Origin of the sequence: Bartonella sp. W8151 (assembly GCF_016100385.1) — a bacterium.
GTDB lineage: Bacteria > Pseudomonadota > Alphaproteobacteria > Rhizobiales > Rhizobiaceae > Bartonella > Bartonella apis.
Map to the genome: position 1 here is coordinate 65,305 of NZ_JACFSO010000003.1, position 22,994 is coordinate 88,298.

Genomic DNA, 22,994 nt, shown 5'->3' on the forward strand with positions numbered 1-22,994 from the left:
ACCAAAAAGCCTGTTTCAGTTTTCAAGAACTGTATGGATCAAGTCTTCTGCCGCTTCCATCAATATATTGTCTTCTGCACTTCCCGAAATCATTTCTTTTCCTATTTCAAGCATGACCGGAAGCGCAAGCGGCGACATTCTTTTAATCGGCCGATGGACAATATGATTTTTTATTCGTTTCAACATATCACCCAGCCTCTTGATGTCTAAAAGCCCTCGAGCCGCTTCCTGCCTTGTTGCCTGAAGCAGAATATGATGTGGTTCATGCGTTCTCAAAACGTCAAAAATAAGGTCGGTGGAGACAGTCACTTGCCTTCCGGTTTTTTCTTGCCCCGGATGACGCCGGTTAATCAAACCGGCAATCATTGCGCAATTACGGAAAGACCGTTTGAGCAGATAGCTTTCATCAAGCCATGCCTCCAGATCATCGCCCAACATGTCTTCGGAAAAGAGGTCTTTCAACGATAAACTTCCGGCTTTTATTGCCTCGCCAATGTCGTCAAGTGTCCAAAGACCGATCGAATAATCGGTGGCGACAAAACCGACGGGATTTAAACCAGCCCTTTCGAGGCGCCGTGTCAACAACATTCCAAGTGTTTGATGGGCAAGGCGCCCCTCGAATGGATAGGCAACCAGAAAAGACCGGTTTTTTTCATTGAATGTTTCGATCAATAATTGATTGGTATCAGGCAGAATGGACGAGATTTTTTGTTGACTCAGCCACTTTTGCACCTGCTCGGGCAAAACATGCCATTCTTTCGGATTTGCGAGCATTTTGCGCAACCTGTCGGCAAGATATGTCGAAAGCGGAAAACGCCCACCCATATAGCTTGGAACACGGGCTTCCGGTTTTTTCGACAAGCTCACATAACATTCGTTTTCGCGGATGCCTTCAAAACAGAGAACATGACCGCCAAAAATGAATGTGTCACCTTTTGTCAGGCTTTCAAGAAAACTTTCTTCAATACGTCCCAGCATCCGGCCGCCCCGCATTGCGTTTATATTGCCGGATTTTACAAGCCGGACATTGAGTTCGGCAGCTTCAATAATGGTTCCCATATTAAGCCGGTATTGCTGCGCGATTCCGGGATTGGAAACGCGCCAGCGGCCATCTTTCGTGCGTCTTATTTTTGCATATTGTTCGTAAGCTTTAAGGGCATATCCACCGGTTGCAACGAAGTTCAATGTTTCATCAAATGTTTTTCTTTTGAGTGTCGAATAAGGTTCTGCAGTTTTGACTTCCTGATAAAGCTCGTCGGCATTGAAAGGTCCTGCACACGCCATACCAAGAATATGTTGGGCAAGAACGTCGATAGCGCCTTCACTTAAATGCGGGCTATCTTGTGCTCCGATATAGTTTGCGTCAAGCGCAGCCTGACATTCAAGAACTTCAAAGCAGTTTGCAGGCACAAGCACTGCTTTACTCGGTTCATCCATGCGGTGGTTGGCGCGGCCGATGCGCTGGGCAAGTCTGCTTGCACCTTTGGGTGCACCGACATGGATGACCAGATCAATGTCTCCCCAATCTATGCCGAGATCAAGTGTCGAAGTGGCAACGACGGCGCGAAGCTTGTTCAGGGACATTGCTTCTTCCACCTTGCGGCGTTGCCCGACATCAAGTGAACCATGGTGAAGCGCAATAGGCAAACTGTCTTCGTTCATGCGCCATAATTCCTGAAATAGCATTTCGGCTTGCGAACGCGTATTAACAAAAATCAATGTCGTATGCGCCGCTTTGATGAGATCAAGAATGTCTTTGACCGCATAACGGGCAGAGTGTCCCGCCCAGGGAATGTGTTCCTCAGTTTGTAAAATTCTGATTTCAGGTTTTGCACCCCCTTCGACTGTAACAAGACCTGCCATTGCCGATTTTTGTTTCTGGCTTACCAGCCAACGCCGCAAGGAATCGGGATCGGAAACAGTGGCCGAAAGGCCGATTGTTTTTAATTCAGGGCGTAATGTTCTTAAACGGGCAAGTGCAAGAGAAAGCAATTGTCCCCGTTTTGATGTCACAAGCGAATGAAGTTCATCAAAAATGACGGTATCAAGAGAACCAAAGAATTTTTCTGCTTCATGCGAGGATAGAAGCAGTGACACTTGCTCGGGCGTTGTCAACAATATATCAGGTGGAATATATTTCTGTCTTTGTCTTTTGTGTTGGGGTGTATCACCGGTTCTGGTTTCAATTGCAATATCAAGTCCCATTTCCTGAACGGGCGTTTTCAAATTGCGTTCGATATCCTGAGCCAAGGCTTTAAGCGGCGAAATATAAAGTGTATGAAGCTGGTGGTGATGTTTGGCACTTGAGAGAGCGACCATAGAAGGTAAAAAACCGGCAAGAGTTTTACCAGCACCCGTCGGGGCAATAAGCAAAGTTGATTGTCCACTTTTCGAGCGTTTTAAAAGTTCGGCCTGATGAGGGCGCAAATTCCACCCCTTTTTCTGAAACCAGTTGTTGAACCGGTCAGGTAAAAGAGAAAGTTCATCTTGCTGAACCGAATTGCATTGATCGTTGTTCATAAAATCTATTTAATATGTGCGACTATATTCGCCAAGTTACCGGTTAAGAATCATTATGAAGCTATATGTGATCAATCTTGATCGTTCACCAGACCGATTAGGCCGCCTTGAGAAAATATTCAGGAAGTTGAACCTTGGTTTAACGCGCGTTGCTGCAATAGACGGACTTCATCTTGATGAAAAGTTCATTGCCGATGTTAGACAACACCAGCTTTGGCCCGACCCGCTTACACGCGGGGAAATCGCCTGTTTTCTAAGTCATAGAGCGGCGCTCGAAAAAGTGGCGGTGGGAGATGATGATTTTGCTGCGATTTTTGAAGATGATGTTACTTTGTCGCAAGAAGCCGCCGACTTTTTGAATAATGACGATTGGATTCCTGCAAGTGCTGATATTGTGAAGATTGAAACCCATGGCAAAAAGGCTTGGCTCGGCGAGAAAAGGGACTTGAAAAACGGCTTTAGCGTTGCGCGGCTCAAAAGCCGTCATATTATGGCTGCCGGTTATATCGTTTCAAAACCCGCAGCAAAAAAACTTTGCGCAATGATGAAAATTATAACATTTCCTTTTGACCATTTTTTATTCAATCCGAAATGTCATGTATTCGAACACTTTGAAATGTGGCAACTTGATCCGGCAATTGTCCGGCAGGCAGGCTTGGAAAGCACTCTTTCCGTTGACCGTACACAAATAGACAAAGTCAATAAACAAGGCCGGCGCGCATCAAAAACTTTAAGGCGTGAGCTGAAGCGGTTTTTTTCACGCGCGAAAACCGGCCTTTGGGGCATCTACATCAATTTGTTTACGCGTGAAAAATGGAAACGTGTAAAATATAGGCCTTGAGATTTTTCCCGAATTTGCACGTAATGATAAGGACAGTCGAATTTAATAAAGCACGCATTTTAAAAAGTTAAGCGATAGAAAACAGGGCAGACTTTAACGCATATACAACAAGTTTTTACTCCCCCGATCAGGAAATTTTTCAAACAAAAACATCCACTGAAAACGACAGCGTTTTATCCCGATCAAACTATTTTAAATGAAGAATTTGCCGTAAAAATCCGGCCTTTAACGTTTGAATTCCATTGCCCAATAAACATAGTTGGGGCGTTTAGGTGAAGTCGCCTTGGCCAGTCCATAATAATGGAAGCTCGGGTAAAGCATATTGCTTCTGTGACCAGGTGAATTCATCCATACATTATAGGCAGCAGAAACGGTGGAACGCCCTGCACACAGGTTTTCACCAGCAGCACCATGAATGCCGAATTTGCGCAAACGTGTAACAAAATCATTACCGGAACTGATTGTGTGGGCGACTCTCTGGGCATCAGCCATAAGATTTGCCTGATCCTGAGCCATTTTTTCAAGCTGGCTGTCAGGTGCGAGAGGGCCACGATTGTTTTGAGCCCGCAATGCATTGATGAGGCTTGTCGGGTCTTCATTATCGGCAAAAGCTGGAATTATGCCGCCTGTACCAACAATAAAAGCTCCGGAAAGGACAAAAAAATTTCTACGTGTCAGCACGATATCACCCAACAATTCAACAGGCTCAAAAAACAACGGGTCTTTTAAAATTCGTGACTATCAAAAACAATAGCTAGCCACCACACCACTCGCATTAATGCACCGAAAATTATAAACTGGCTGGAGTTCCTATCAGGCTTTTATGGAATTTCTTGGGCAATCTATCAATTTTTCAGGCTTTTATATCTTTAGTATTGCCGAAATGCGATTTCATACCTTGCTGAAAGACATAATTTTATAATTAAATCAATGATATACTATCACACAACCGTAAGCCGGTTGTTAAATGTATTGAGAGCCGAAGCCATTAACGTATCAAGCTCAGGATACGCATAATGATAAATATCGGGATCACAATTGCAGCGCCCACGACCACCACATTGAAGAGTTTTTCGAACGCTTCAAAACCCATTGACCATAACGAGGTGAAGAAATGGCTGATCTTCCACACGACATCCATCGGTGTCCAGCCCAAAAGTGTCATGACAATGCCGACCAGAATCGAAAAAACAAGTAGCTTTATGACAACACGTCCTGGTGTATCCCCAAGAAATGAATTGACCGGCTTCGACATTGGCTATCCTTCAAAAATGATAAAATGAAACCCTAGATAGGTTTCAATGGTTTAAAGTTCAATCCTCGTCATTTTGGTTTCAAGACTATAGCAGCCCCCCCGACATTGGCAACTTGTCTAATGCATTTTACAGTCTAATGCATTTTACATAAGTGCGGCTTTGTATACAAAGTCCGATTATCGAAAGCTAACGATCTATGGTCGTTATAAAACCAGAGTAAACCAGCCTTGGACGCCTCAAGGCAGTGGAACCGGCATAAAAGAGTAGCAAAACGCGAAAAGCCGCGGGCGATAGTGATTTTTCACCCTTTTGCCAATTTACCTATTTGTCCAACAGGCAAGCCTATCTATTTGCGTGATAGGCAAGATAAATTTGTTGTCACAGCTTTTGATAATGCCTAGCTTTTTTGGGTTTGTTTTTCTTTTTTTACTTGCTTTTCAAGTTTTCCACCTTTCAAAGGTGGTGTTACTTCCTTTGCAACGTCACTTGCACGCTCATGATTTACAGGTAATTTTCCCATTTTTTACTCCCGAAGTTCATTCAAGTTAAACGAACAACGCAAATAATTGTTCCCGTTTATCGCATGGTGGAGGTTTTTTAAAATTGCTTGAATCTAGCCGAATTTGTGCCTAGTGGATTAACCGGAAAAATTGATATAATGTGAAAATATGAGTGACTTTTTTGCTGAAAATAGTGCTGCAACCAATGCTGTCGAATATACGGTTTCCGAGATATCCGGTGCCTTGAAACGCACGGTCGAGGACCGTTTCGGCCATGTTCGTGTGCGCGGTGAAATTTCCGGATATAGAGGACCGCATGCATCGGGTCACGCCTATTTTGCGCTAAAAGACGATAAAGCGCGCCTTGAAGCGGTTATCTGGCGCGGCGTTATGGGTAAACTCAAATTCCTTCCCGAAGAAGGAATGGAAGTCATTGCGACAGGTAAACTCACAACCTATCCCGGTTCATCGAAATACCAGATTGTGATTGATAATCTGGAGCCGGCGGGCGTGGGTGCCTTGATGGCACTTCTGGAAGCAAGAAAAAAGAAACTTGCTGCCGAAGGGTTGTTTGATGCTGCCACCAAACAATTATTGCCCTTTATGCCCAAGGTTATTGGCGTTGTAACATCGCCGACAGGTGCCGTCATTCGCGATATTATCCATCGCATTTCCGACCGCTTTCCCCTTCATATCATCGTTTGGCCGGTGCGTGTTCAGGGTGAAACTTGTGGGTCCGAGGTTGCAGCTGCAGTTTCAGGCTTTAATACTTTGAAAGCCGGCGGCCCAATCCCGAAGCCTGATCTTATCATTGTTGCGCGCGGCGGCGGCAGTCTTGAAGACTTGTGGGGCTTTAATGATGAAATAGTTGTACGGGCTGTTGCCTCTTCACTTATTCCGGTTATCTCGGCTGTCGGCCACGAGACCGACTGGACATTGGTGGATTATGCAGCCGATGTGCGTGCACCGACGCCAACCGGTGCTGCCGAAATGGCGGTTCCCGTCAAAGCAGAATTGGAGGCAAGTGTTGCTTCTCTTTATGCCAGATTGTTGGGTGGAATTTCTCGCCAATTCGATTTTCGCAAGCAAAAACTTTATAGCGCAGTGCGGGCACTTCCCTCTGTAGACCAATTACTCGCATTACCACGTCGGCGTTTTGACGAAGCCGCAAGCAGGTTGGAACGGTCTCTCTCGGTCAATACAGAAAAGAAAAGACAGGTTTTCAATCTGTTGGCGCGCGGGCTTTCGCCGCATCTGGTTATCAATCTTGTCAATCAGAATCGCCAAAAGACAAACCATTTGGCCTTGCGACTGGAACAGGCATTTATTGCATTAACGATAAGCAAAAGACAAAAGCTTTTGTCGGTGACGAGGAGTTTCAATCCGCGACTTGCCGAGAGCATTATGGACAAAGCCAAGGAAGCAGGTTTGTTCTATTTTATGCGGCTCCAAAACGCTTTTGTGCTCATTGTCGAAAAACAACGTCAGAAAGTTGATATGGCGGCACGGCTGTTAAACTCGGTTTCTTATGAAAAGACACTTGAACGCGGTTTTGCTCTGGTGCTTGATACAGAAGGAAAGCTCGTCAAAAATGCGCGTGAAGTTCCAGAAAACAGGTTTTTGAAGATCAGATTTTCCGATGACACGATTGACGCAACGGCAATCGGCAGACCTCATCAACCGGCGAAAAAACAAAAACGCCATCCGACTGACGATGACAATCAGGGGGATCTCTTTTGACAGCTCTGGCAGAAGGCCTAACGCTTGGTGCTGACGGGAAAATCCGTTGCGCATGGGCAGGCGAGGATGCTCTCTATTTAGCCTATCACGATCATGAATGGGGCAAACCTGTTTATGACGACAATCATTTATTCGAGAAAATTTGTCTGGAAGGATTTCAGGCCGGTTTGTCATGGCTGACAATATTGAGAAAACGGGAAAATTTTCGCAATTCATTCGATGGGTTTGATTTTAACAAAATTGCTTTTTATGACGAAGAAAAAATAGATGAACTATTGAAAAATCCGGGTATCGTCCGTCATATCGGAAAAATCCGTTCGGTTGTCAACAATGCCAAGAGCGCTCGTAAACTTGTTGAAGAAAAGGGAAGCCTTGCCGATTATTTCTGGTCTTTTCAGCCGCCCGAATCCGAACGGTTCGAACATGTCGACTATGCAACGCTTAAATTAAATCCGATAACGCCGGCTTCAATCCGCCTTTCAAAAGATTTGAAAAAACGTGGATGGACTTTTGTCGGCCCGACGACATGCTACGCGTTCATGCAATCCATCGGCATTGTCAACGACCATATCGAAGGTTGTTTTTGTCGCTAAAGGCCGCTTGTCTCGACTTGTTGGAAACGATAAATCCTTTTATTGAAACGAATTTATTTTTTTGTTGCGTTTTCCGGTGTCTCTGACGATAGACTTTTTTCAACTTCAAAACTGGTAAATTTAATTTTTTTGGCAAGATCTGCAAAATGGTTATTCAAATAATCCTGAAAACGGGCAGATGTCACGCTTCCTTCTGCTGTTCCAGTATTGGAGCCGAACAGAAAACTGTGACTGGATTGATGTCTTATGTCGAGAATACCGGCATCAACAAGTTCGTTTTTGTCGATATGGATAAAATTTGCACCGGCCACAGGTAACTTCTCACGGGAAAATAAATCGCTGAAAAAGGTATCGTGCCCGTTTTCGCCCATCGAGACACGAGCATTTGCGTCAATATTACATTCAAGGCCCGTCAATATATAATCGCCCGGAGCAATTGGAGAAAATGCTGTCGCAATTGTTTTATTGGTGAGCTTTTCCGAAATCGTCTCAAAGGTTACTTTACCGAGGAACCATTTATCCGATTTGCCAAGAATCCATTTGGTTTGCGAAATCGCTTTGTCGGGTAAACCGGCAATTGTATAATTATCTCTACCGGAATAAACATTTGTATAATTTTTCTGGTCAAGCCTGTCTCCAACGATTTGCCGCAAGCGTATTGTTGTGCTTTGGCAAAACCGGCCCTCATAAACGACTCTGACAGCAATGGCCGCACCTTTTAGGGAAATCGTATTCTGGAAGACATTAACAGCTTCATCGCTATTAATGTCATTTTTCTTTGAGTTCGTGCAGCTCACGGAAAAAATGCATACAAAAACAAGCAATAAAATACGGTAATTCAACATTTTTGTTCAGCCATGAAGCAACCCTTTAATCAAAGTCAATTGATAGCAACCAACTTGGATAAAAGAAATAATCAACTTCTATTAAAGAGGGCAATTGCCAAAACAATATGTGGACAAGTTGTTTCGCATTGTTGCCATGGTAAAATCCGGCCGGCTGATGTTAATTATTGCAACGGTATTGAAGATTTCTAGAAAGAGATTTTCGAATTCATGCATCAAAATAAACTTTCCCGAGCATAGAACGCATGGCTTGCCGCTTTGTGTCGGATGAGTTACAAACCAGCAATCCTTCAATTCAATAATAGTTTAGCGGCAGGAATAAAATGGCAGATAGACAGGTAAGAACGATAGCGCGCGTTCCTCGTGGTTTTGTTGATCGCACAAGTGCGGAACTCCATGCCGCGGAAAAAATGATGTCGGTCATTCGCAATGTCTACGAGCTTTACGGGTTCGAGGCCGTTGAAACGCCGATTTTTGAATATACGGATGCGCTGGGAAAATTCCTGCCGGATCAGGATCGTCCGAATGCCGGTGTGTTTTCAATTCAGGATGATGACGAGCAATGGATGTCATTGCGATATGATCTGACAGCGCCGCTTGCACGTTATTTTGCTGAAAATTTCGAAAGTTTGCCAAAGCCCTATCGCAGTTATCGTGTCGGCTGGGTATTCCGTAACGAAAAACCGGGGCCGGGGCGTTTCCGGCAATTTATGCAGTTTGATGCCGATACAGTGGGAACACCGACTGTTGCTGCCGACGCCGAAATTTGCATGATGGCGGCTGATACGATGGAACGGCTTGGCATTGATCGTGGTGATTACGTCGTTCGGGTGAACAATCGTAAAATTCTTGACGGTGTGCTGGAACTTGTAGGCCTTCAAGGTGACGATAATGCAGGAAAAAGGCTCACTGTTCTTCGTGCTATCGACAAACTTGACAAGTTCGGTCCTGAAGGTGTGAAACTTCTTCTCGGCAAAGGTCGGCTGGATGATAGTGGTGATTTCACTAAAGGCGCCGAGCTTTCTGACGAGGCAATTGCCAAAGTTCTATCCTTTATTAATGCCGGTGGTGAAAATGGCCGTGCCACCCTTGATAATCTTTCAAAAGTGGTAGCTGGGAGCAACCGTGGCAAAGAAGGCGTTAACGAGCTTCAGGATATGTTGGCCCTTTTCACAGCTGCAGGATATGAAAAACGGATCAAAATTGATCCGTCTGTTGTTCGTGGGCTTGAATATTATACGGGGCCGGTTTTCGAAGTTGAATTGCTGTTTGACGTTGTCAATGAAGACGGACAAAAAGTTGTTTTCGGTTCGGTCGGCGGTGGTGGACGTTATGACGGACTGGTCTCACGTTTTCGCAGCGAACCGGTTCCGGCTACCGGTTTTTCAATCGGTGTCTCGAGATTGATGACGGCGTTGAAAAACCTTGGCAAACTTGATCTTGATGAAAAATCGGGACCGGTTGTCGTTTTGGTGTTGGATAAAGACCGTACTTCGCTTGAACGTTATCAGAATATGGTTGCAGAACTTCGTAACGCCGGTATTCGTTCCGAACTTTATGTTGGCGGTTCGGGCATGAAAGCACAGATGAAATATGCCGATCGCCGTCATGCCCCTTGCGTTATTATTCAGGGATCTCAAGAACGCTCCGAAAACCAGGTTCAGATCAAGGACCTTGTTGAGGGGGCACGCCTGTCGGCCGAGATTGAAGATAATAAAACGTGGCGTGAAAGCCGTCCGGCACAAATTACTGTAGACGAAAACAAAATGGTCGACGCGGTTAAAGAAATTCTCGCGGCGCAAGATAAAAATAGGTAGTGTCGAGCGGGAAGAAAATGACCGGATCCGAGTTAAAAGCCAACGCCATCAAAAATTTTTTTGGCGATAACCATTTGCAAACCGTTTCAATTCCGATTTTACAACCGGCCGAGCCTTTTCTCGACATGGCGGGAGAGGATTTACGCCGCCGTATTTTTATGACCGAAAATGAAAATGGCGACAGTTTGTGTTTGCGGCCGGAATTTACAATTCCCGTTTGTATCAAGCACATTAAAACAGGTGCAACAACACCACGCCGCTACGCCTATATTGGTGAAGTTTTCAGGCAAAGCCGCTCGGGAGAAAACGGTTTTTATCAGGCAGGCATTGAAGATTTAGGGGATGTTGACGAAGCCGCGGCTGATGCACGTTCACTAGGAGAAGCCTTGGCGTTGTTGGAACGTGTTTCGAAGAGTTCCGGTTACGCGGTTCATTTGGGCGACCAAAGTGTGTTTGCTTCTGTTCTTCAAGAACTCGGTATTGTCCCGACATGGCAAAAAAGGCTGCTGCGCAGTTTTGGTAACGCCAAGCAATTGCGTGATCTTTTACATATTCTTGCTGAACCGAAAAGCGAACAGAGTTTGCCCGACAATCTGATGAAACTGGTTGAGGCGCAAGATGAAGCAGCATTGACGAATTATATTGAGGAAGAGATGCTTGATGCGGGGATTTCACCATCTGCCGGCCGCAGTCCGACAGAAATTGCAAGGCGGCTTTTGGAAAAACAGCTTTTATCTTCTGTAAGGCTTACCAAACCGGTCCTCGAAGCTTTGGAAGAGTTTTTGGCAATTCGCTTGCCCCTTGATGACGCCGAAGATGCACTTTTCGATTTCGGGAAAAAATATGAATTGGTGAGCGACCAGTTTCTGATGCCGTTCAAGGCGCGAAATCTGGCTTTTGAGACTCAAGGGATCAAGCTTGAGGATGTTGAATATGATGCAGCTTTCGGTCGCCCGCTCGATTACTATACCGGTTTTGTTTTTGAAATTCGCAAAGATGATAATGTTATTATCGGTGGCGGACGTTACAACCGTCTGATGACAATGCTCGGGGCTGATAGACCGATACCGGCTGTCGGTTTTTCGGTTTGGCTTGACAGACTTTCGAATGACGACGAAAACACAGTCGGGATTTAAAAAGGGGCAAGGGAAATAATCATGACAGTTACACTTGCACTTCCCTCGAAAGGCCGTCTTAAAGATAAGACATTGGACACCTTGAAAGCTGCCGGTTACGAGATCGTTCTTGCCGACAATGACCGTAACTATCGGGCGGCCGTTGCCAATGACAAGAATATCGATATTCTTTTTCTATCTGCTTCCGAAATTGCCCGTGAACTGGGTTATGGCAATGTTGATCTCGGTGTAACGGGGCAGGATTTAATCCACGAAACGCTTGCCCATCCCGAGACAAAAGTGAAAGTTGAAGTTCCGCTCGGTTTCGGTTTTGCCGATGTGGTGGTTGCTGTTCCGGCTGTTTGGCATGATGTCGTGACAATGGCCGATCTTGACGACGTTGCAGCCGAATTCCGTCAGCGTCATGGACGTAGAATTCGTATTGCAACAAAATTCTGGCGTCTGACGCAACAATTCTTTTCACAAAAGCATGGAATACAAGTCTATCGTATTGTTGAAAGTCTAGGTGCAACCGAAGGAGCTCCTGCGGCCGGTTCGGCCGATATGATTGTCGATATCACCTCTACCGGCGAAACGTTAAGGGCAAACAAGCTAAAAATATTGGATGATGGCGTAATTTTAAAATCACAAGCGTCACTTGTTTCAGCGTTGAGAAGCCGCGAAAAAAGCGGAGTTCAAGAAATTATAGAAAAATTGGGTAAAGTAGCAAAAAAATAAAAGCCGAGATACAAATTGAAACTGAATGGCTTTGATATATTTGAAACGGAATGTTTCCGTTATACTTAGGCCATGTCGCATTTAGGCCAAGCTGTTAAGCGCCTCAATTCCTGTTATATCAAAAAATACAAACGTCACGGCGACAAGCAGCATCACAAGGATGATTGCTACAATCAACAGAACAAAGAAGCGCGATTTTATGCGTCGTTTTTCAACTGAAGCGGGATCGGATCGATCAGACATCGAACTCAATCATCATTGCTGGAATTTAAACGATCAGGGCTTGTAGCCGCTCCCGGTTCTCTTCCCAAATATCCCAGTTCCTGAAGTGATTTCTTTAAAAAAAGCTCGACAGCTTCAGCCTCGCTTTTGATCTTATGATTGTCGTGCAGAAAGTTTTGCAATGCAGTCAATGTTTGCGCGTCAAGATTGAATGAAATACCCATATTGACCTCTTGAATATAAAAGGCCCCTGCGAAACATACGCAGGAGCCTTGATTGATATTATTTCTCGCCCTTGAGGACTTTCAAAATGTTCTGAGGTGAAGATTCACCATAAGGATCAGTCTCGCAGTTATCCGAGAAACCTTTTTCCTCGAACCATTTTTCAACAACACCATCATTAACAACAGCAGCATAACGCCATGAACGCATGCCGAAACCCAAATTGGATTTGTTGACAAGCATACCCATTTTACGGGTGAATTCACCATTGCCATCAGGAATAAGTTTGATGTGCTGCAATTTGTTGTGTCTGCCCCAGGCATTCATAACAAAAGCGTCATTAACTGCAAGGCAGTAAACTTCATCAATGCCAAGCTTTTTGAATTCCGGATAAAGTTTTTCAAAATCCGGCAGCTGATAGGTCGAGCATGTTGGGGTAAATGCGCCCGGCAACGAGAACAATACTACGCGCTTGCCCTTGAAATATTCGTCTGTGTTGACATCCTGCCAACGGAACGGGTTTGAACCCCCAATAGATTCATCACGTACACGCGTATGAAATGTTACATTTGGAACTTTTTGTCCGATCATTAATTTGCTCCTGTATTTTTATATCTTTCGGCCTGTCCGATTAGGCAGGCAATGTGAGCCGGAATTCACATTAGAAAGGTAAGAGATCGGTCGCTAACTTGCAAGCTCGCCCCCCAAAGTTTGATAATTTTACACTCGATATTTTTGGTTAATCGCTTTAAATTGATCACAGTGAAGAACATATGGTGATGAATATGGCGATTCTGACAATTTCTACGACTGCCTTTGATGACCAAAATCCGGGTACCTCGGGATTGCGCAAAAAGGTTAACATTTTTCAACAGGAAAATTACGTCGAAAATTTCATCCAATCTATTTTTGATAGCGTTGGTGATGTTTCGGGTAAGCTCTTTATCCTTGGAGGCGACGGGCGTTTTTTTAATAAAGAGGTAATCCAGAAAATTTTGAAGATGGCCGCCGCCAATAAAGTTGGCCATATCAAAGTCGGGTTGAACGGTATTTTGTCGACGCCGGCCGCTTCCCACCTTATCCGTAAATACAAGGCCTTCGGCGGCATCATTCTGTCGGCGAGCCATAATCCGGGCGGTCCATCCGGCGATTTCGGTATCAAATACAATATTTCCAATGGTGGTCCTGCGCCGGAAAAGGTCACAAAGGCTATTTTTGAATCGTCCAAAAAAATTACGTCTTATAAAATAGAAGATTGTGGCGATATCGACATTGCAAAACTGGGAAAAACGCAAGTCGGTTCAATGGTTGTCGAAGTCATTGATCCGGTTGTCGATTATGCAAATCTGATGGAAGAACTGTTCGATTTCGACCTCATCCGCAAAGCAATTGCCGGCGGTTTGACATTCCGCTTTGACGCATTGAATGCTGTGACCGGTCCATATGCCCATGAAATTTTCGAGAAACGTCTGGGCATGAAGGAAGGAACAGTTGTGAATGGTACACCGCTTCCCGATTTCGGCGGGCGCCATCCCGACCCCAATCTCGTTCATGCCCATGATCTTTATGAATTGATGATGTCGGATGACGGACCGGATCTTGGCGCAGCATCCGATGGCGATGGCGACCGCAACATGATTGTGGGGTGGAAACGTTTTGTCACGCCGTCTGATTCCCTTGCTATTCTGGCTGCCAATGCAAAGCTCGTTAAAGGCTATCGCAATGGTATTGACGGCATTGCACGCTCTATGCCGACGAGTGCCGCGGCCGATTATGTGGCCAAAAAACTCGGTCTCAACATTTATGAAACACCGACAGGCTGGAAATTTTTCGGCAATTTGCTTGATGCCGGAAAGGTAACATTTTGCGGTGAGGAAAGCTTTGGCACGGGTTCCAATCACGTGCGTGAAAAAGACGGTTTGTGGGCAATATTGTTCTGGCTCAATCTGCTTGCGGCAACCGGTAAAAGTGTAAGTGAAATTGTCGAACAACATTGGCAACAATTCGGCCGTTCCTATTATACACGTCATGATTACGAGGAAGTTGATCAGAGCGCGGCCAAGGCTCTTATGGAGGATTTGCGCTCACGTCTTGGAAAACTTGCCGGGACCGAGGTTGCAGGGTTGACGATCGCCAAGGCTGATGATTTTTCATACCATGATCCGATTGATGGCTCGGTAAGCGAGCATCAGGGAATCCGGATTTTCTTTGAAGGTGGCGGACGCATCGTCTACCGTCTGTCAGGGACCGGAACATCGGGCGCAACAGTTCGCGTTTATATGGAACATTATGTTGCGGATCCGCTGAAGCAGGATGACAACACACAAGAAGCTCTTGCAGCCTTGATTGTTGCCGCCGACGAGCTTGTGGATTTGAAGAAAAAGCTCGGCCGTGATGCACCAAGTGTTATTACTTGAGAATAAAAGGCGAGGGTTGAGGCAGGAATGTTCCTTCGAGATGAAGGATAGACCTTGCCTTTTCAGTCATCGCTTATCGCTCGCGGCAAGCCCTTTTTAAAATGGTAAATCAAATATAACAAAAAGCCCTGTAAATTTTTACAGGGCTTTTGAATTAAAGAAGCGAAAAACAAACCGGAACGATAAACGTTCGTTTTGTTTAATTCATTTCGGATGGATCATATTTTCCGGTTTGACCAGACGATTATAATCAGCCTCGGATACACCGGCCTTTAAAGCTTCTTCACGCAGTGTTGTGCCATTCTTATGGGCAGTTTTGGCAATTTTTGCAGCTTTGTCATAACCGATTGCCGGGGCAAGTGCTGTAACCAGCATCAAGGATTTTTCGAGAAGATCATGGATGCGTGTTTCATTGGCCTTGATGCCTTTGACGCAATTATCTGCAAAAGACACCATGCATTCCGACAAAATTTTGATCGATTGCAAAACATTGAATGCAATAACCGGTTTATAGACATTGAGTTCAAAATGCCCCTGACTTGCGGCAACAGTGATCGTGGTTTCATTGCCAAAAACCTGACAGGCAACCATCGTCATTGCTTCGCACTGGGTCGGGTTGACTTTGCCGGGCATAATCGAAGAACCCGGTTCGTTTTCCGGTAAGCTTAATTCACCAAGACCGCAGCGGGGACCGGAGCCCAAAAGGCGAATATCATTGGCAATTTTGAAAAGATCGGTTGCCAAAGCATTGAGGCTGCCATGGAAATTGGTAATTGCGCCGTGGCTTGCCAAAGCTTCGAATTTGTTATCGGCCGTTTCAAATGCAACGCCTGTAATGTCGGTCACTGCTTCGACGAAATCCTTGTCAAAACCGATAGGTGCGTTCAAACCGGTACCGACTGCCGTACCACCTTGGGCAAGTTTGAGAACATCTTGCAGTGCCGCCTCGATGCGTTTTCTGTTATGTTCGAGTGCTGCACGGTAACCTGAGAATTCCTGTCCCAGCGTGATCGGGGTGGCATCCTGTGTGTGGGTGCGACCGATTTTGATAATTTTGGAAAATTCTTTTTCTTTGTCCTTCAACGCAATCGTGAGATGGTCGATTGCCGGGAAAAGTTTATTGATTGTCTCTAAAGCCGCCGAGATATGGATGGCTGTCGGAAATGAGTCGTTTGATGATTGGCTCATATTAACGTGGTCATTGGGGTGAACAGGCTTTTTTGATCCCATTTCTCCACCGAGCATCTCGATAGCACGGTTTGCAATGACTTCGTTGACGTTCATATTGGTTTGCGTGCCCGAACCGGTCTGCCAGACGACAAGTGGAAAATTGTCGTCAAGTTTTCCGTCAATGACTTCATCTGCAGCAGCAATAATTGCTTTTCCCAACTCCGGCGAAAGCTTTTTGGATTTCATATTGGCCATGGCTGCGGCTTTTTTGATAAGTCCCAAGGCATGAATAAGCGGCAATGGCTGCTTTTCGCCGCCAATTTTGAAATTGTGCAAAGAGCGTTCTGTTTGTGCCCCCCAATAGTGGTCTGCGGGAACCTCGATCGGACCGAATGTATCCGTTTCTGTACGGGTTTGTACCATGATAAAACTCCTCTGTGGTTGAGGAGACGATAGACCAAGAAAAGCAATGAGAAAAGGCCTTAAACAGGACAGAAACTATTTCTTGAACCTGTTTTTATACATATTTTGGTGAGAAAAAGTCGCCCGCAAAACCGGATAATAAAACAATAAGACTGAATCGAAAAAATGAGCGGCATATTATTACATATTTCTGATGAAACAGCCCAAAACTGGCTGAAGAAATAATACGCTGCCAATTAAAAGTGGCTTAAAAATTTTAAAAGACAACAAAAACAGCAACTCGACCGCATTTTTTAGTGACGGAAATAATCTATTTTTTAAATATTGGCTCCATGCTGTTTGTATTGACGATAAACTGACCGCTTGGCGAATTTATGCCACGCGCAAACCGGGGATGTGATGACGAACCTGGTATAAAAAAACGGGCCCGAAGGCCCGTTCATTAACGTTGTCGTGAACTTCTTTATTAGAAGTCCATACCGCCCATGCCGCCGCCCGGCATTGCAGGCATTGGAGCCTCTTTCTTCGGCAGCTCGGCAATCATGGCTTCGGTTGTGATCAACAATCCGGCAACGGAAGCAGCGTTTTGAAGAGCAGAGCGGACAACCTTTACAGGGTCAACAATGCCCAGAGCAATCAAATCGCCATATTGGCCATTGGCTGTGTTGTAGCCGAATGTTTCGCTCTTGTTTTCAAGAATTTTACCAACAACGATAGAAGCTTCATCGCCAGCGTTGGTTGCAATTTGACGGGCCGGAGCCTGCAAAGCGCGACGAACGATATTGATACCGGCTTCCTGATCCGAATTGGCACCTTTTACTTTAAGGTCTGCGGCTGCGCGCAACAAGGCAGTACCACCACCAGCAACGATACCTTCTTCAACAGCGGCACGTGTTGCATTCAAAGCATCGTCAACGCGGTCTTTTTTCTCTTTAACTTCAACTTCTGTTGCACCGCCAACGCGGATAACAGCAACACCGCCTGCCAATTTGGCAAGACGTTCCTGAAGTTTCTCGCGGTCATAATCGGATGTTGTTTCTTCGATCTGGGCCTTGATCTGGTTAACACGTGCATTGATTTCAGGCTTCTTGCCAGCACCGTCAACAATCGTTGTGTTTTCTTTCGAAACGGTAACTTTCTTTGCGCGGCCGAGCATGTCGAGTGTGACATTTTCGAGCTTGATGCCGAGGTCATCGGAAATAACCTGACCGGATGTCAAAATGGCAATATCTTCCAACATTGCTTTACGACGGTCACCGAAGCCCGGAGCCTTGACAGCAGCAATCTTCAAGCCGCCACGCAATTTGTTGACAACGAGAGTTGCCAAAGCTTCACCTTCAACATCCTCTGCAATGATAAGCAAAGGTTTGCTTGACTGGACAACAGCTTCAAGAACCGGAAGCAGAGCCTGCAAGTTAGAAAGTTTCTTTTCGTGGATCAGGATGTAAGGGTCATCGAGATCGGCAACCATTTTTTCTGTATTGGTTACGAAGTAAGGAGAAAGGTAACCGCGGTCGAACTGCATACCTTCAACAACTTCAAGCTCTGTATCGGCAGTCTTTGCTTCTTCGACTGTGATAACGCCTTCATTGCCGACTTTCTGCATCGCTTCGGAAATCATTTTACCGATTTCGGTTTCGCCATTTGCTGAGATGGTACCAACCTGTGCAACTTCCGCAGACGTTTTAATCTTCTTTGCTTTTTTCAGAAGATTGTCGACAACTTCATTAACAGCAGCATCAATGCCGCGCTTCAAATCCATCGGGTTCATTCCGGCAGCAACAGCTTTTGCACCTTCCTGAACGATTGCCTGCCCCAGAACAGTTGCTGTTGTGGTGCCATCACCGGCAATATCATTGGTCTTGGAAGCAACTTCGCGCAACATTTGTGCGCCCATGTTTTCAAACTTGTCTTCAAGTTCGATTTCCTTGGCAACCGAAACACCATCTTTGGTAATTCGTGGAGCACCGAAAGACTTGTCGATGACAACATTACGGCCTTTAGGACCCAGTGTTACTTTCACGGCATTGGCGAGGATATCGACGCCACGCAACATACGTTCACGCGCATCGCGGCCAAATTTGACTTCTTTTGCAGCCATTTAATATATCTCCTTGGGAATTATCCCGGAATTGTTTTTAAAATTTATGGGAAAATGGCTATCAGCCGAGAATACCCATAATGTCGGATTCTTTCATAATCAGGACGTCTTCGCCATCCAGCTTGACTTCGGTTCCTGACCATTTGCCAAAGAGAACGCGGTCGCCTGCTTTAACGTCAAGAGCAACGAGCTTGCCGCTTTCATCACGTGCACCCGGACCAACAGCGAGAACTTCGCCTTCCTGCGGCTTTTCTTTGGCTGTATCTGGGATGATGATCCCACCTGCGGTTTTTTCTTCTGATTCAACCCGACGAACGACTACGCGATCGTGTAATGGGCGGAATTTGGTTTTTGCCATGTCTTGAACCCTTAAAATGTTTAACTTTAATTAAACTCGATTTCGTTGAGGTTTTTCCTCGATTAGCACTCTCGATGTGAGAGTGCTAACTCATGAGAACAGATAAAAATTGCCCCTTATAATGTCAAGAAGCTGGTTTTAATTTTTTAGTGAATAGGCTTGGGAAAAGCTTATTCTTTAGGTAAAGAATGCCGCTCGTAAAAAGCTCTATTTGGTGGAACATTGATGAAAAGAGATCGGACAGCGCTTATAAAATGCGGCCCGATCGAGTTTGTCCAAAGGAGCAAAAATTCAAACAAATGTATAAGCTTCAATGGGTTAAACACATAAGGCTAGAGATATTTTTCTAACGTTTGGATGTCTTATCGCAAAGTTAAAAAGGAAACTTGCTTTAAAGCCAAAAGTCGGAATAGCCACCCAAATGAGGAGAATAAAGATCGTAACAAGATTCATTCTGTCCTTGTGCAAAAGGTTAAAAAAGAATGAATTATTCACAAGCATAGCTAGTCGGATTGTTAAATTTTAAAGTTTCTACAGTCCGGATTCGCTCTATTCGGGATCCGTCACGTGGGGTATTCCTCAACGCCTGCAACTTCCGGAACGAAATGACGCAAAAGATTTTCGATTCCATGTTTGAGGGTTGCTGTTGAAGCCGGACACCCCGAGCAAGAACCACGCATGTTCAAATAGACAACACCGTGCTCGAAACCACGGAACGTGATATCACCACCATCATTGGCCACAGCTGGACGAACCCGTGTTTCGATAAGCTCCTTGATCGTGTCAACGATATCTTTATCTTCGTCAGAGAAAAACTCTTCTCCAACCGGTACATCAGGAACATCATTGACATGCGCTGCCATTATCGGGCTATTGGACATGAAATGTTCCATAATAGTTCCCAATATTGCAGGTTTCAGATGCTGCCATTCCGAGTTGTCTTTAGTGACAGTGATGAAATCATAGCCGAAGAAAACGCCGGTAACACCGGGAATGGTGAAAAGTTTGGAAGCGAGAGGAGAACGTTCGGATGCGTCTTCTTTGTCGCGGAATTCGGCAACGCCTTCTTCCAATACAACCCGGCCGGGCAAGAATTTTAGTGTTGCGGGATTAGGCGTGGTTTCGGTCTGGATGAACATATAATTTCCTTTTCATGGTCAAGGCATGCAAGGTGCATTATTCGATTGCCTTTTATATGCTGCTTTAGGGAACAAAAATTCAAGAGGCAAGTCATCCATCAGGAATGACATTGCAGTGAAGAGTTTCTTTTTTCGAAATGTTTTTGTTTTAAATAGGGTGGGAAAAGTTGGTCAGGCAACTGAATCAATATCTTCCACACTTAAACCATCAGGAATAATTGTAACAGGAATTGGAAAAGCGCTTCCCTTTGCAGCAATGGACTGCACAAGAGGCCCCGGACCTTCAGCCCCCGAGCCGGCCGCGAGCACAAGAACCGCAATATCCTGATCGCTTTCGATAAGCTTTACTATTTCAGCAGCCTTTTGCCCTTCGCAAATTTTGGTTTCCGTTTCTATTCCCAGATTTTCCCGAACTTCATCAGAAATTGCTGATAAAGTCTGGCGAGCCTGCTCATGGGACTCGGCGCGCATGATATCGCCCACGCCAAGGAAATGTTGGAATTCCGAACTGTCGATCACATAAAGCAGGATCAATCTTCCACCGGTGTTTTTTGCCCGCCTTGATGCATAGGCAACAGCACGGCGGCATTCCGGTGTCTCGTCGATAATTGCCAGAAACTTTCGCTTATGTCCGTATTGGCGGCTTAACCGTTTTGATAACATTTCTGTTCACCTGCTGGCAGTATTGTCGGGCGCGAGCTGAATATGGCATGTCAGCCCCTTAGGCGCATAATCAATTTTCACTTCATTATGTGGATTATAGCTCAAACTCCGTTCGATCAGCGTCGATCCAAATCCCTTTTTATGATGAGAGGAAATTTCAGGCCCGTTACTTTCGCTCCATTTCAGATTGATAACTCCCTCCTTTGTGCGAGACCAGGTAACAGAAACATGGCCGGAGGTAACCGAAAGCGCGCCATATTTAATCGCATTTGTCATGAGCTCGTGAAGTGTTAAGGCAAGCGCCAACGCTGCCTTTTCCGATACATTGACCTTGGGGCCATTGATTTTGATATTGCGATAAGTTTCGGTGGCAATTGCCATAGTATTTTCAATAAGTACCTTAAGGTCACTGTTTTTCCCGCTCTCATCTTTTAAAGTACTCTGTGCTTCTGCAATTGCTCTGAGCCTTGCACCGACCTTCTCGGTGGCGCTTGTTAGATCGGTGCTGCTTTTGAGCGTTTGGGAAACCACCGCATTGACCATGGCGAGAATATTTTTTACACGGTGAGCCGATTCTCCGGCGAGAATATGGAGCTGGTTTTCGAAATTGATGCGTTCGGTGATGTCGATACCCTGAACATAGATACCGATAACGTCACCTTCTGCATTTTTAATGGGTTGGTGGATGAAGTCGACATAATGCAAAACCGGTTCTTCGCTGCCCGGCCGTTCAATCAAAAGCGGGACACTTGCTCCACGGAACGGCTCTTTGGTTTCCCAAACCTGATCAAGCAGAGCAATGAAACCTTGTCGGGGAATTTCCGGCATGGCTTCGGCAACAGTGTGTCCGATCAATTCCCGTGTGCCGACAAGTTCCATAAAGGCATTATTGACAAGATAAAAACGGTGATCGCGATTGAGCAGTACAATGACGAAACCGGGTGCTTGTTGGACAAGATCGCGTAAGAAATCTATTTCCGCAATGAAGCGTGACCGTTCGCTCTCCGGATTGTCTTTCAATCCGCGTTTGGTATTGGTTGTCTTATCTTCCTTTTTGACTTCTGTTTCTGAAGTATACGCCACACAATATTCCAATCGAAAATTCACACCTGATTTTAAATTTAGTGCAATTTGGCTATTGTGCAAATTATTTTTGGCGGCAGTCTTTAAGAAGAAGGTGCTTTTATTTAAAGCACCTTTATCATCATTGTTTTGAAAGTCATCCCTGAAGGAAGCCCACTATGTCGCGCACGTGCTTCATTGTGTCTTCGGCAAGAACGCTTGCGCGTTCTGCGCCTTCTCTTAAAACCTGATCAATATAGGAAGGCTCGTTATTGAGACGACGTAATTCTTCTGTGACCGGAGACAATTTGCTGACAGCCAAATCGGCAAGTGCCGGCTTGAATTCGGAAAACTGTTTACCTGCAAATTCTGCTATAACGGCTTTTTTATCGGTTCCGGAAAGAGCTGCATAAATGCCTACGAGATTATCGGCCTCCGGACGGTCATTCAAACCGTCAACAGTTTCAGGCAATGGCTCTGAATCGGTTTTTGCCTTTTTGATTTTTTTGGAAATATCATCAGCTGTGTCAATCAAATTGATGCGCGACAAATCGGACGGGTCGGATTTCGACATTTTTTTCGTTCCGTCACGTAGTGACATGACACGTGTGGCAGAGCCGCCGATCAACCCCTCTGTGAGCGGGAAGAAGCCGTTGACTGTTTCGTCACCGACTTGCATTTCGACACCTACGCCAAGTTCGGCAATACGTTCGGAATAGTCATTATTGAATTTCTGCGCAATGTCGCGTGTCAATTCGATGTGCTGTTTCTGGTCTTCGCCAACAGGAACTTTTGTTGCACGATAGACAAGAATGTCGGCAGCCATCAAACTTGGATAGGCAAAGAGGCCGAGAGACGCATTTTCGCGATCTTTCCCCGCTTTGTCTTTAAACTGGGTCATGCGGTTCATCCAGCCGATACGGGCAACGCAATTGAAAATCCATGCGAGTTCGGCATGTTGATGAACGCGTGACTGGTTGAACACAATGTGACGTTTCGGGTCAATTCCGGCTGCCAGAAATGCCGCTGTCACTTCGCGCGTTGAACGCATGAGATCATGTGGGGCGGGGTTGACAGTGAGTGCATGCATATCAACCACGCAATAGATACATTCATAGTCTTTTTGCAATTCAACCCAACGCTTGATCGCACCGAGATAATTTCCCAGATGAAGATTTCCGGTCGCTTGAACTCCAGAAAAAACACGTTGCTTGAATGTGCTCATAATAGACAATCCGATCTTTAAAAAATT

Annotated in this window: 22 protein-coding genes; 7 read left to right on the forward strand and 15 right to left on the reverse strand. The window is 45.3% G+C overall.

The window, feature by feature from the left end; translation table 11 throughout:
- Positions 1-15: 15 nt before the first annotated feature.
- Complete coding sequence (locus tag H3V14_RS05685; protein ID WP_198227269.1) at positions 16-2,520, reverse strand: ligase-associated DNA damage response DEXH box helicase; 2,505 nt, start codon at positions 2,518-2,520, stop codon at positions 16-18.
- A 55-nt stretch (positions 2,521-2,575) separates the two neighbouring features.
- Between H3V14_RS05685 and H3V14_RS05690 the strand changes: the two genes are divergently transcribed.
- Positions 2,576-3,361, forward strand: a complete 786-nt coding sequence (locus H3V14_RS05690) for a glycosyltransferase family 25 protein (RefSeq protein ID WP_198227271.1) — start codon at positions 2,576-2,578, stop codon at positions 3,359-3,361.
- Positions 3,362-3,586: 225 nt separating this feature from the next.
- Here H3V14_RS05690 and H3V14_RS05695 read toward each other — a convergent pair whose 3' ends face one another.
- The 3 genes from H3V14_RS05695 to H3V14_RS10915 form a co-directional block, all read right to left on the reverse strand.
- Positions 3,587-4,042: a CAP domain-containing protein gene (locus H3V14_RS05695; protein ID WP_158025422.1), complete on the reverse strand. Its 456-nt coding sequence runs from the start codon at positions 4,040-4,042 to the stop codon at positions 3,587-3,589.
- A gap of 307 nt (positions 4,043-4,349) precedes the next feature.
- Positions 4,350-4,616, reverse strand: coding sequence for a DUF6460 domain-containing protein (locus H3V14_RS05700; protein WP_075870328.1), 267 nt, complete (start codon positions 4,614-4,616; stop codon positions 4,350-4,352).
- A 398-nt stretch (positions 4,617-5,014) separates the two neighbouring features.
- Positions 5,015-5,137, reverse strand: coding sequence for a hypothetical protein (locus tag H3V14_RS10915; RefSeq protein ID WP_255520379.1), 123 nt, complete (start codon positions 5,135-5,137; stop codon positions 5,015-5,017).
- 148 nt (positions 5,138-5,285) lie between these two features.
- On the opposite strand from H3V14_RS10915, the gene xseA reads away from it, so the two are divergent.
- Both xseA and H3V14_RS05710 read left to right on the forward strand, forming a co-directional pair.
- The gene (xseA, locus tag H3V14_RS05705) at positions 5,286-6,857 is read left to right on the forward strand and encodes an exodeoxyribonuclease VII large subunit (protein WP_198227273.1); all 1,572 of its coding nucleotides are present in this window, start codon (positions 5,286-5,288) and stop codon (positions 6,855-6,857) included.
- Positions 6,854-7,450 (forward strand): DNA-3-methyladenine glycosylase I, encoded by a 597-nt coding sequence (locus H3V14_RS05710; protein WP_198227275.1) that lies wholly within the window; start codon positions 6,854-6,856, stop codon positions 7,448-7,450. Before xseA ends, H3V14_RS05710 begins: the two co-directional genes overlap by 4 nt.
- Before the next feature lie 53 nt (positions 7,451-7,503).
- Here the strand turns inward: H3V14_RS05710 and H3V14_RS05715 are convergent, their stop codons facing one another.
- Positions 7,504-8,247, reverse strand: coding sequence for a hypothetical protein (locus H3V14_RS05715; protein WP_198227277.1), 744 nt, complete (start codon positions 8,245-8,247; stop codon positions 7,504-7,506).
- A 371-nt stretch (positions 8,248-8,618) separates the two neighbouring features.
- Here H3V14_RS05715 and hisS point away from each other — a divergent pair, with 371 nt between their 5' ends.
- Genes hisS through hisG form a run of 3 tightly spaced genes read left to right on the forward strand, consistent with a single transcriptional unit; the run spans position 8,619 to position 11,965 of the window.
- Positions 8,619-10,112 carry a histidine--tRNA ligase gene (hisS, locus tag H3V14_RS05720; RefSeq protein ID WP_198227279.1) on the forward strand — a complete coding sequence of 498 codons (1,494 nt, stop codon included), beginning with the start codon at positions 8,619-8,621 and terminating at the stop codon, positions 10,110-10,112.
- Positions 10,113-10,129: 17 nt separating this feature from the next.
- The gene (locus tag H3V14_RS05725) at positions 10,130-11,248 is read left to right on the forward strand and encodes an ATP phosphoribosyltransferase regulatory subunit (RefSeq protein ID WP_198227281.1); all 1,119 of its coding nucleotides are present in this window, start codon (positions 10,130-10,132) and stop codon (positions 11,246-11,248) included.
- A 21-nt stretch (positions 11,249-11,269) separates the two neighbouring features.
- Entirely contained in the window at positions 11,270-11,965 is a 696-nt protein-coding gene (gene hisG, locus H3V14_RS05730; protein WP_198213566.1) for an ATP phosphoribosyltransferase, read from the forward strand.
- Positions 11,966-12,046: 81 nt separating this feature from the next.
- On the opposite strand, the gene H3V14_RS05735 is transcribed toward hisG, so the two are convergent.
- From H3V14_RS05735 to H3V14_RS05745, 3 genes are read right to left on the reverse strand one after another with little or no spacing between them, the layout of a single operon-like run.
- Positions 12,047-12,208: a hypothetical protein gene (locus tag H3V14_RS05735; protein ID WP_158025421.1), complete on the reverse strand. Its 162-nt coding sequence runs from the start codon at positions 12,206-12,208 to the stop codon at positions 12,047-12,049.
- Positions 12,209-12,213: 5 nt separating this feature from the next.
- Positions 12,214-12,411, reverse strand: coding sequence for a hypothetical protein (locus H3V14_RS05740; protein WP_075870322.1), 198 nt, complete (start codon positions 12,409-12,411; stop codon positions 12,214-12,216).
- Between the two features lie 58 nt (positions 12,412-12,469).
- Positions 12,470-13,000 carry a peroxiredoxin gene (locus H3V14_RS05745; RefSeq protein WP_075870321.1) on the reverse strand — a complete coding sequence of 177 codons (531 nt, stop codon included), beginning with the start codon at positions 12,998-13,000 and terminating at the stop codon, positions 12,470-12,472.
- A 194-nt stretch (positions 13,001-13,194) separates the two neighbouring features.
- Here H3V14_RS05745 and H3V14_RS05750 point away from each other — a divergent pair, with 194 nt between their 5' ends.
- The gene (locus H3V14_RS05750) at positions 13,195-14,826 is read left to right on the forward strand and encodes an alpha-D-glucose phosphate-specific phosphoglucomutase (protein ID WP_198227283.1); all 1,632 of its coding nucleotides are present in this window, start codon (positions 13,195-13,197) and stop codon (positions 14,824-14,826) included.
- A gap of 204 nt (positions 14,827-15,030) precedes the next feature.
- On the opposite strand, the gene fumC is transcribed toward H3V14_RS05750, so the two are convergent.
- The 7 genes from fumC to trpS form a co-directional block, all read right to left on the reverse strand.
- Positions 15,031-16,419, reverse strand: coding sequence for a class II fumarate hydratase (fumC, locus tag H3V14_RS05755; protein WP_198227285.1), 1,389 nt, complete (start codon positions 16,417-16,419; stop codon positions 15,031-15,033).
- A 466-nt stretch (positions 16,420-16,885) separates the two neighbouring features.
- Entirely contained in the window at positions 16,886-18,520 is a 1,635-nt protein-coding gene (gene groL, locus H3V14_RS05760) for a chaperonin GroEL (RefSeq protein WP_075870319.1), read from the reverse strand.
- Between the two features lie 61 nt (positions 18,521-18,581).
- The gene (gene groES, locus H3V14_RS05765; protein WP_075870318.1) at positions 18,582-18,878 is read right to left on the reverse strand and encodes a co-chaperone GroES; all 297 of its coding nucleotides are present in this window, start codon (positions 18,876-18,878) and stop codon (positions 18,582-18,584) included.
- Positions 18,879-19,441: 563 nt separating this feature from the next.
- Positions 19,442-20,017: a NifU family protein gene (locus tag H3V14_RS05770; protein WP_198227287.1), complete on the reverse strand. Its 576-nt coding sequence runs from the start codon at positions 20,015-20,017 to the stop codon at positions 19,442-19,444.
- 171 nt (positions 20,018-20,188) lie between these two features.
- Entirely contained in the window at positions 20,189-20,680 is a 492-nt protein-coding gene (locus tag H3V14_RS05775; RefSeq protein WP_075870316.1) for a universal stress protein, read from the reverse strand.
- Between the two features lie 6 nt (positions 20,681-20,686).
- Positions 20,687-21,763 (reverse strand): sensor histidine kinase, encoded by a 1,077-nt coding sequence (locus H3V14_RS05780; RefSeq protein WP_369522681.1) that lies wholly within the window; start codon positions 21,761-21,763, stop codon positions 20,687-20,689.
- Positions 21,764-21,899: 136 nt separating this feature from the next.
- On the reverse strand, positions 21,900-22,967 hold the full coding sequence (trpS, locus tag H3V14_RS05785) for a tryptophan--tRNA ligase (RefSeq protein WP_075870315.1): 1,068 nt from the start codon (positions 22,965-22,967) through the stop codon (positions 21,900-21,902).
- Positions 22,968-22,994: the final 27 nt, after the last annotated feature.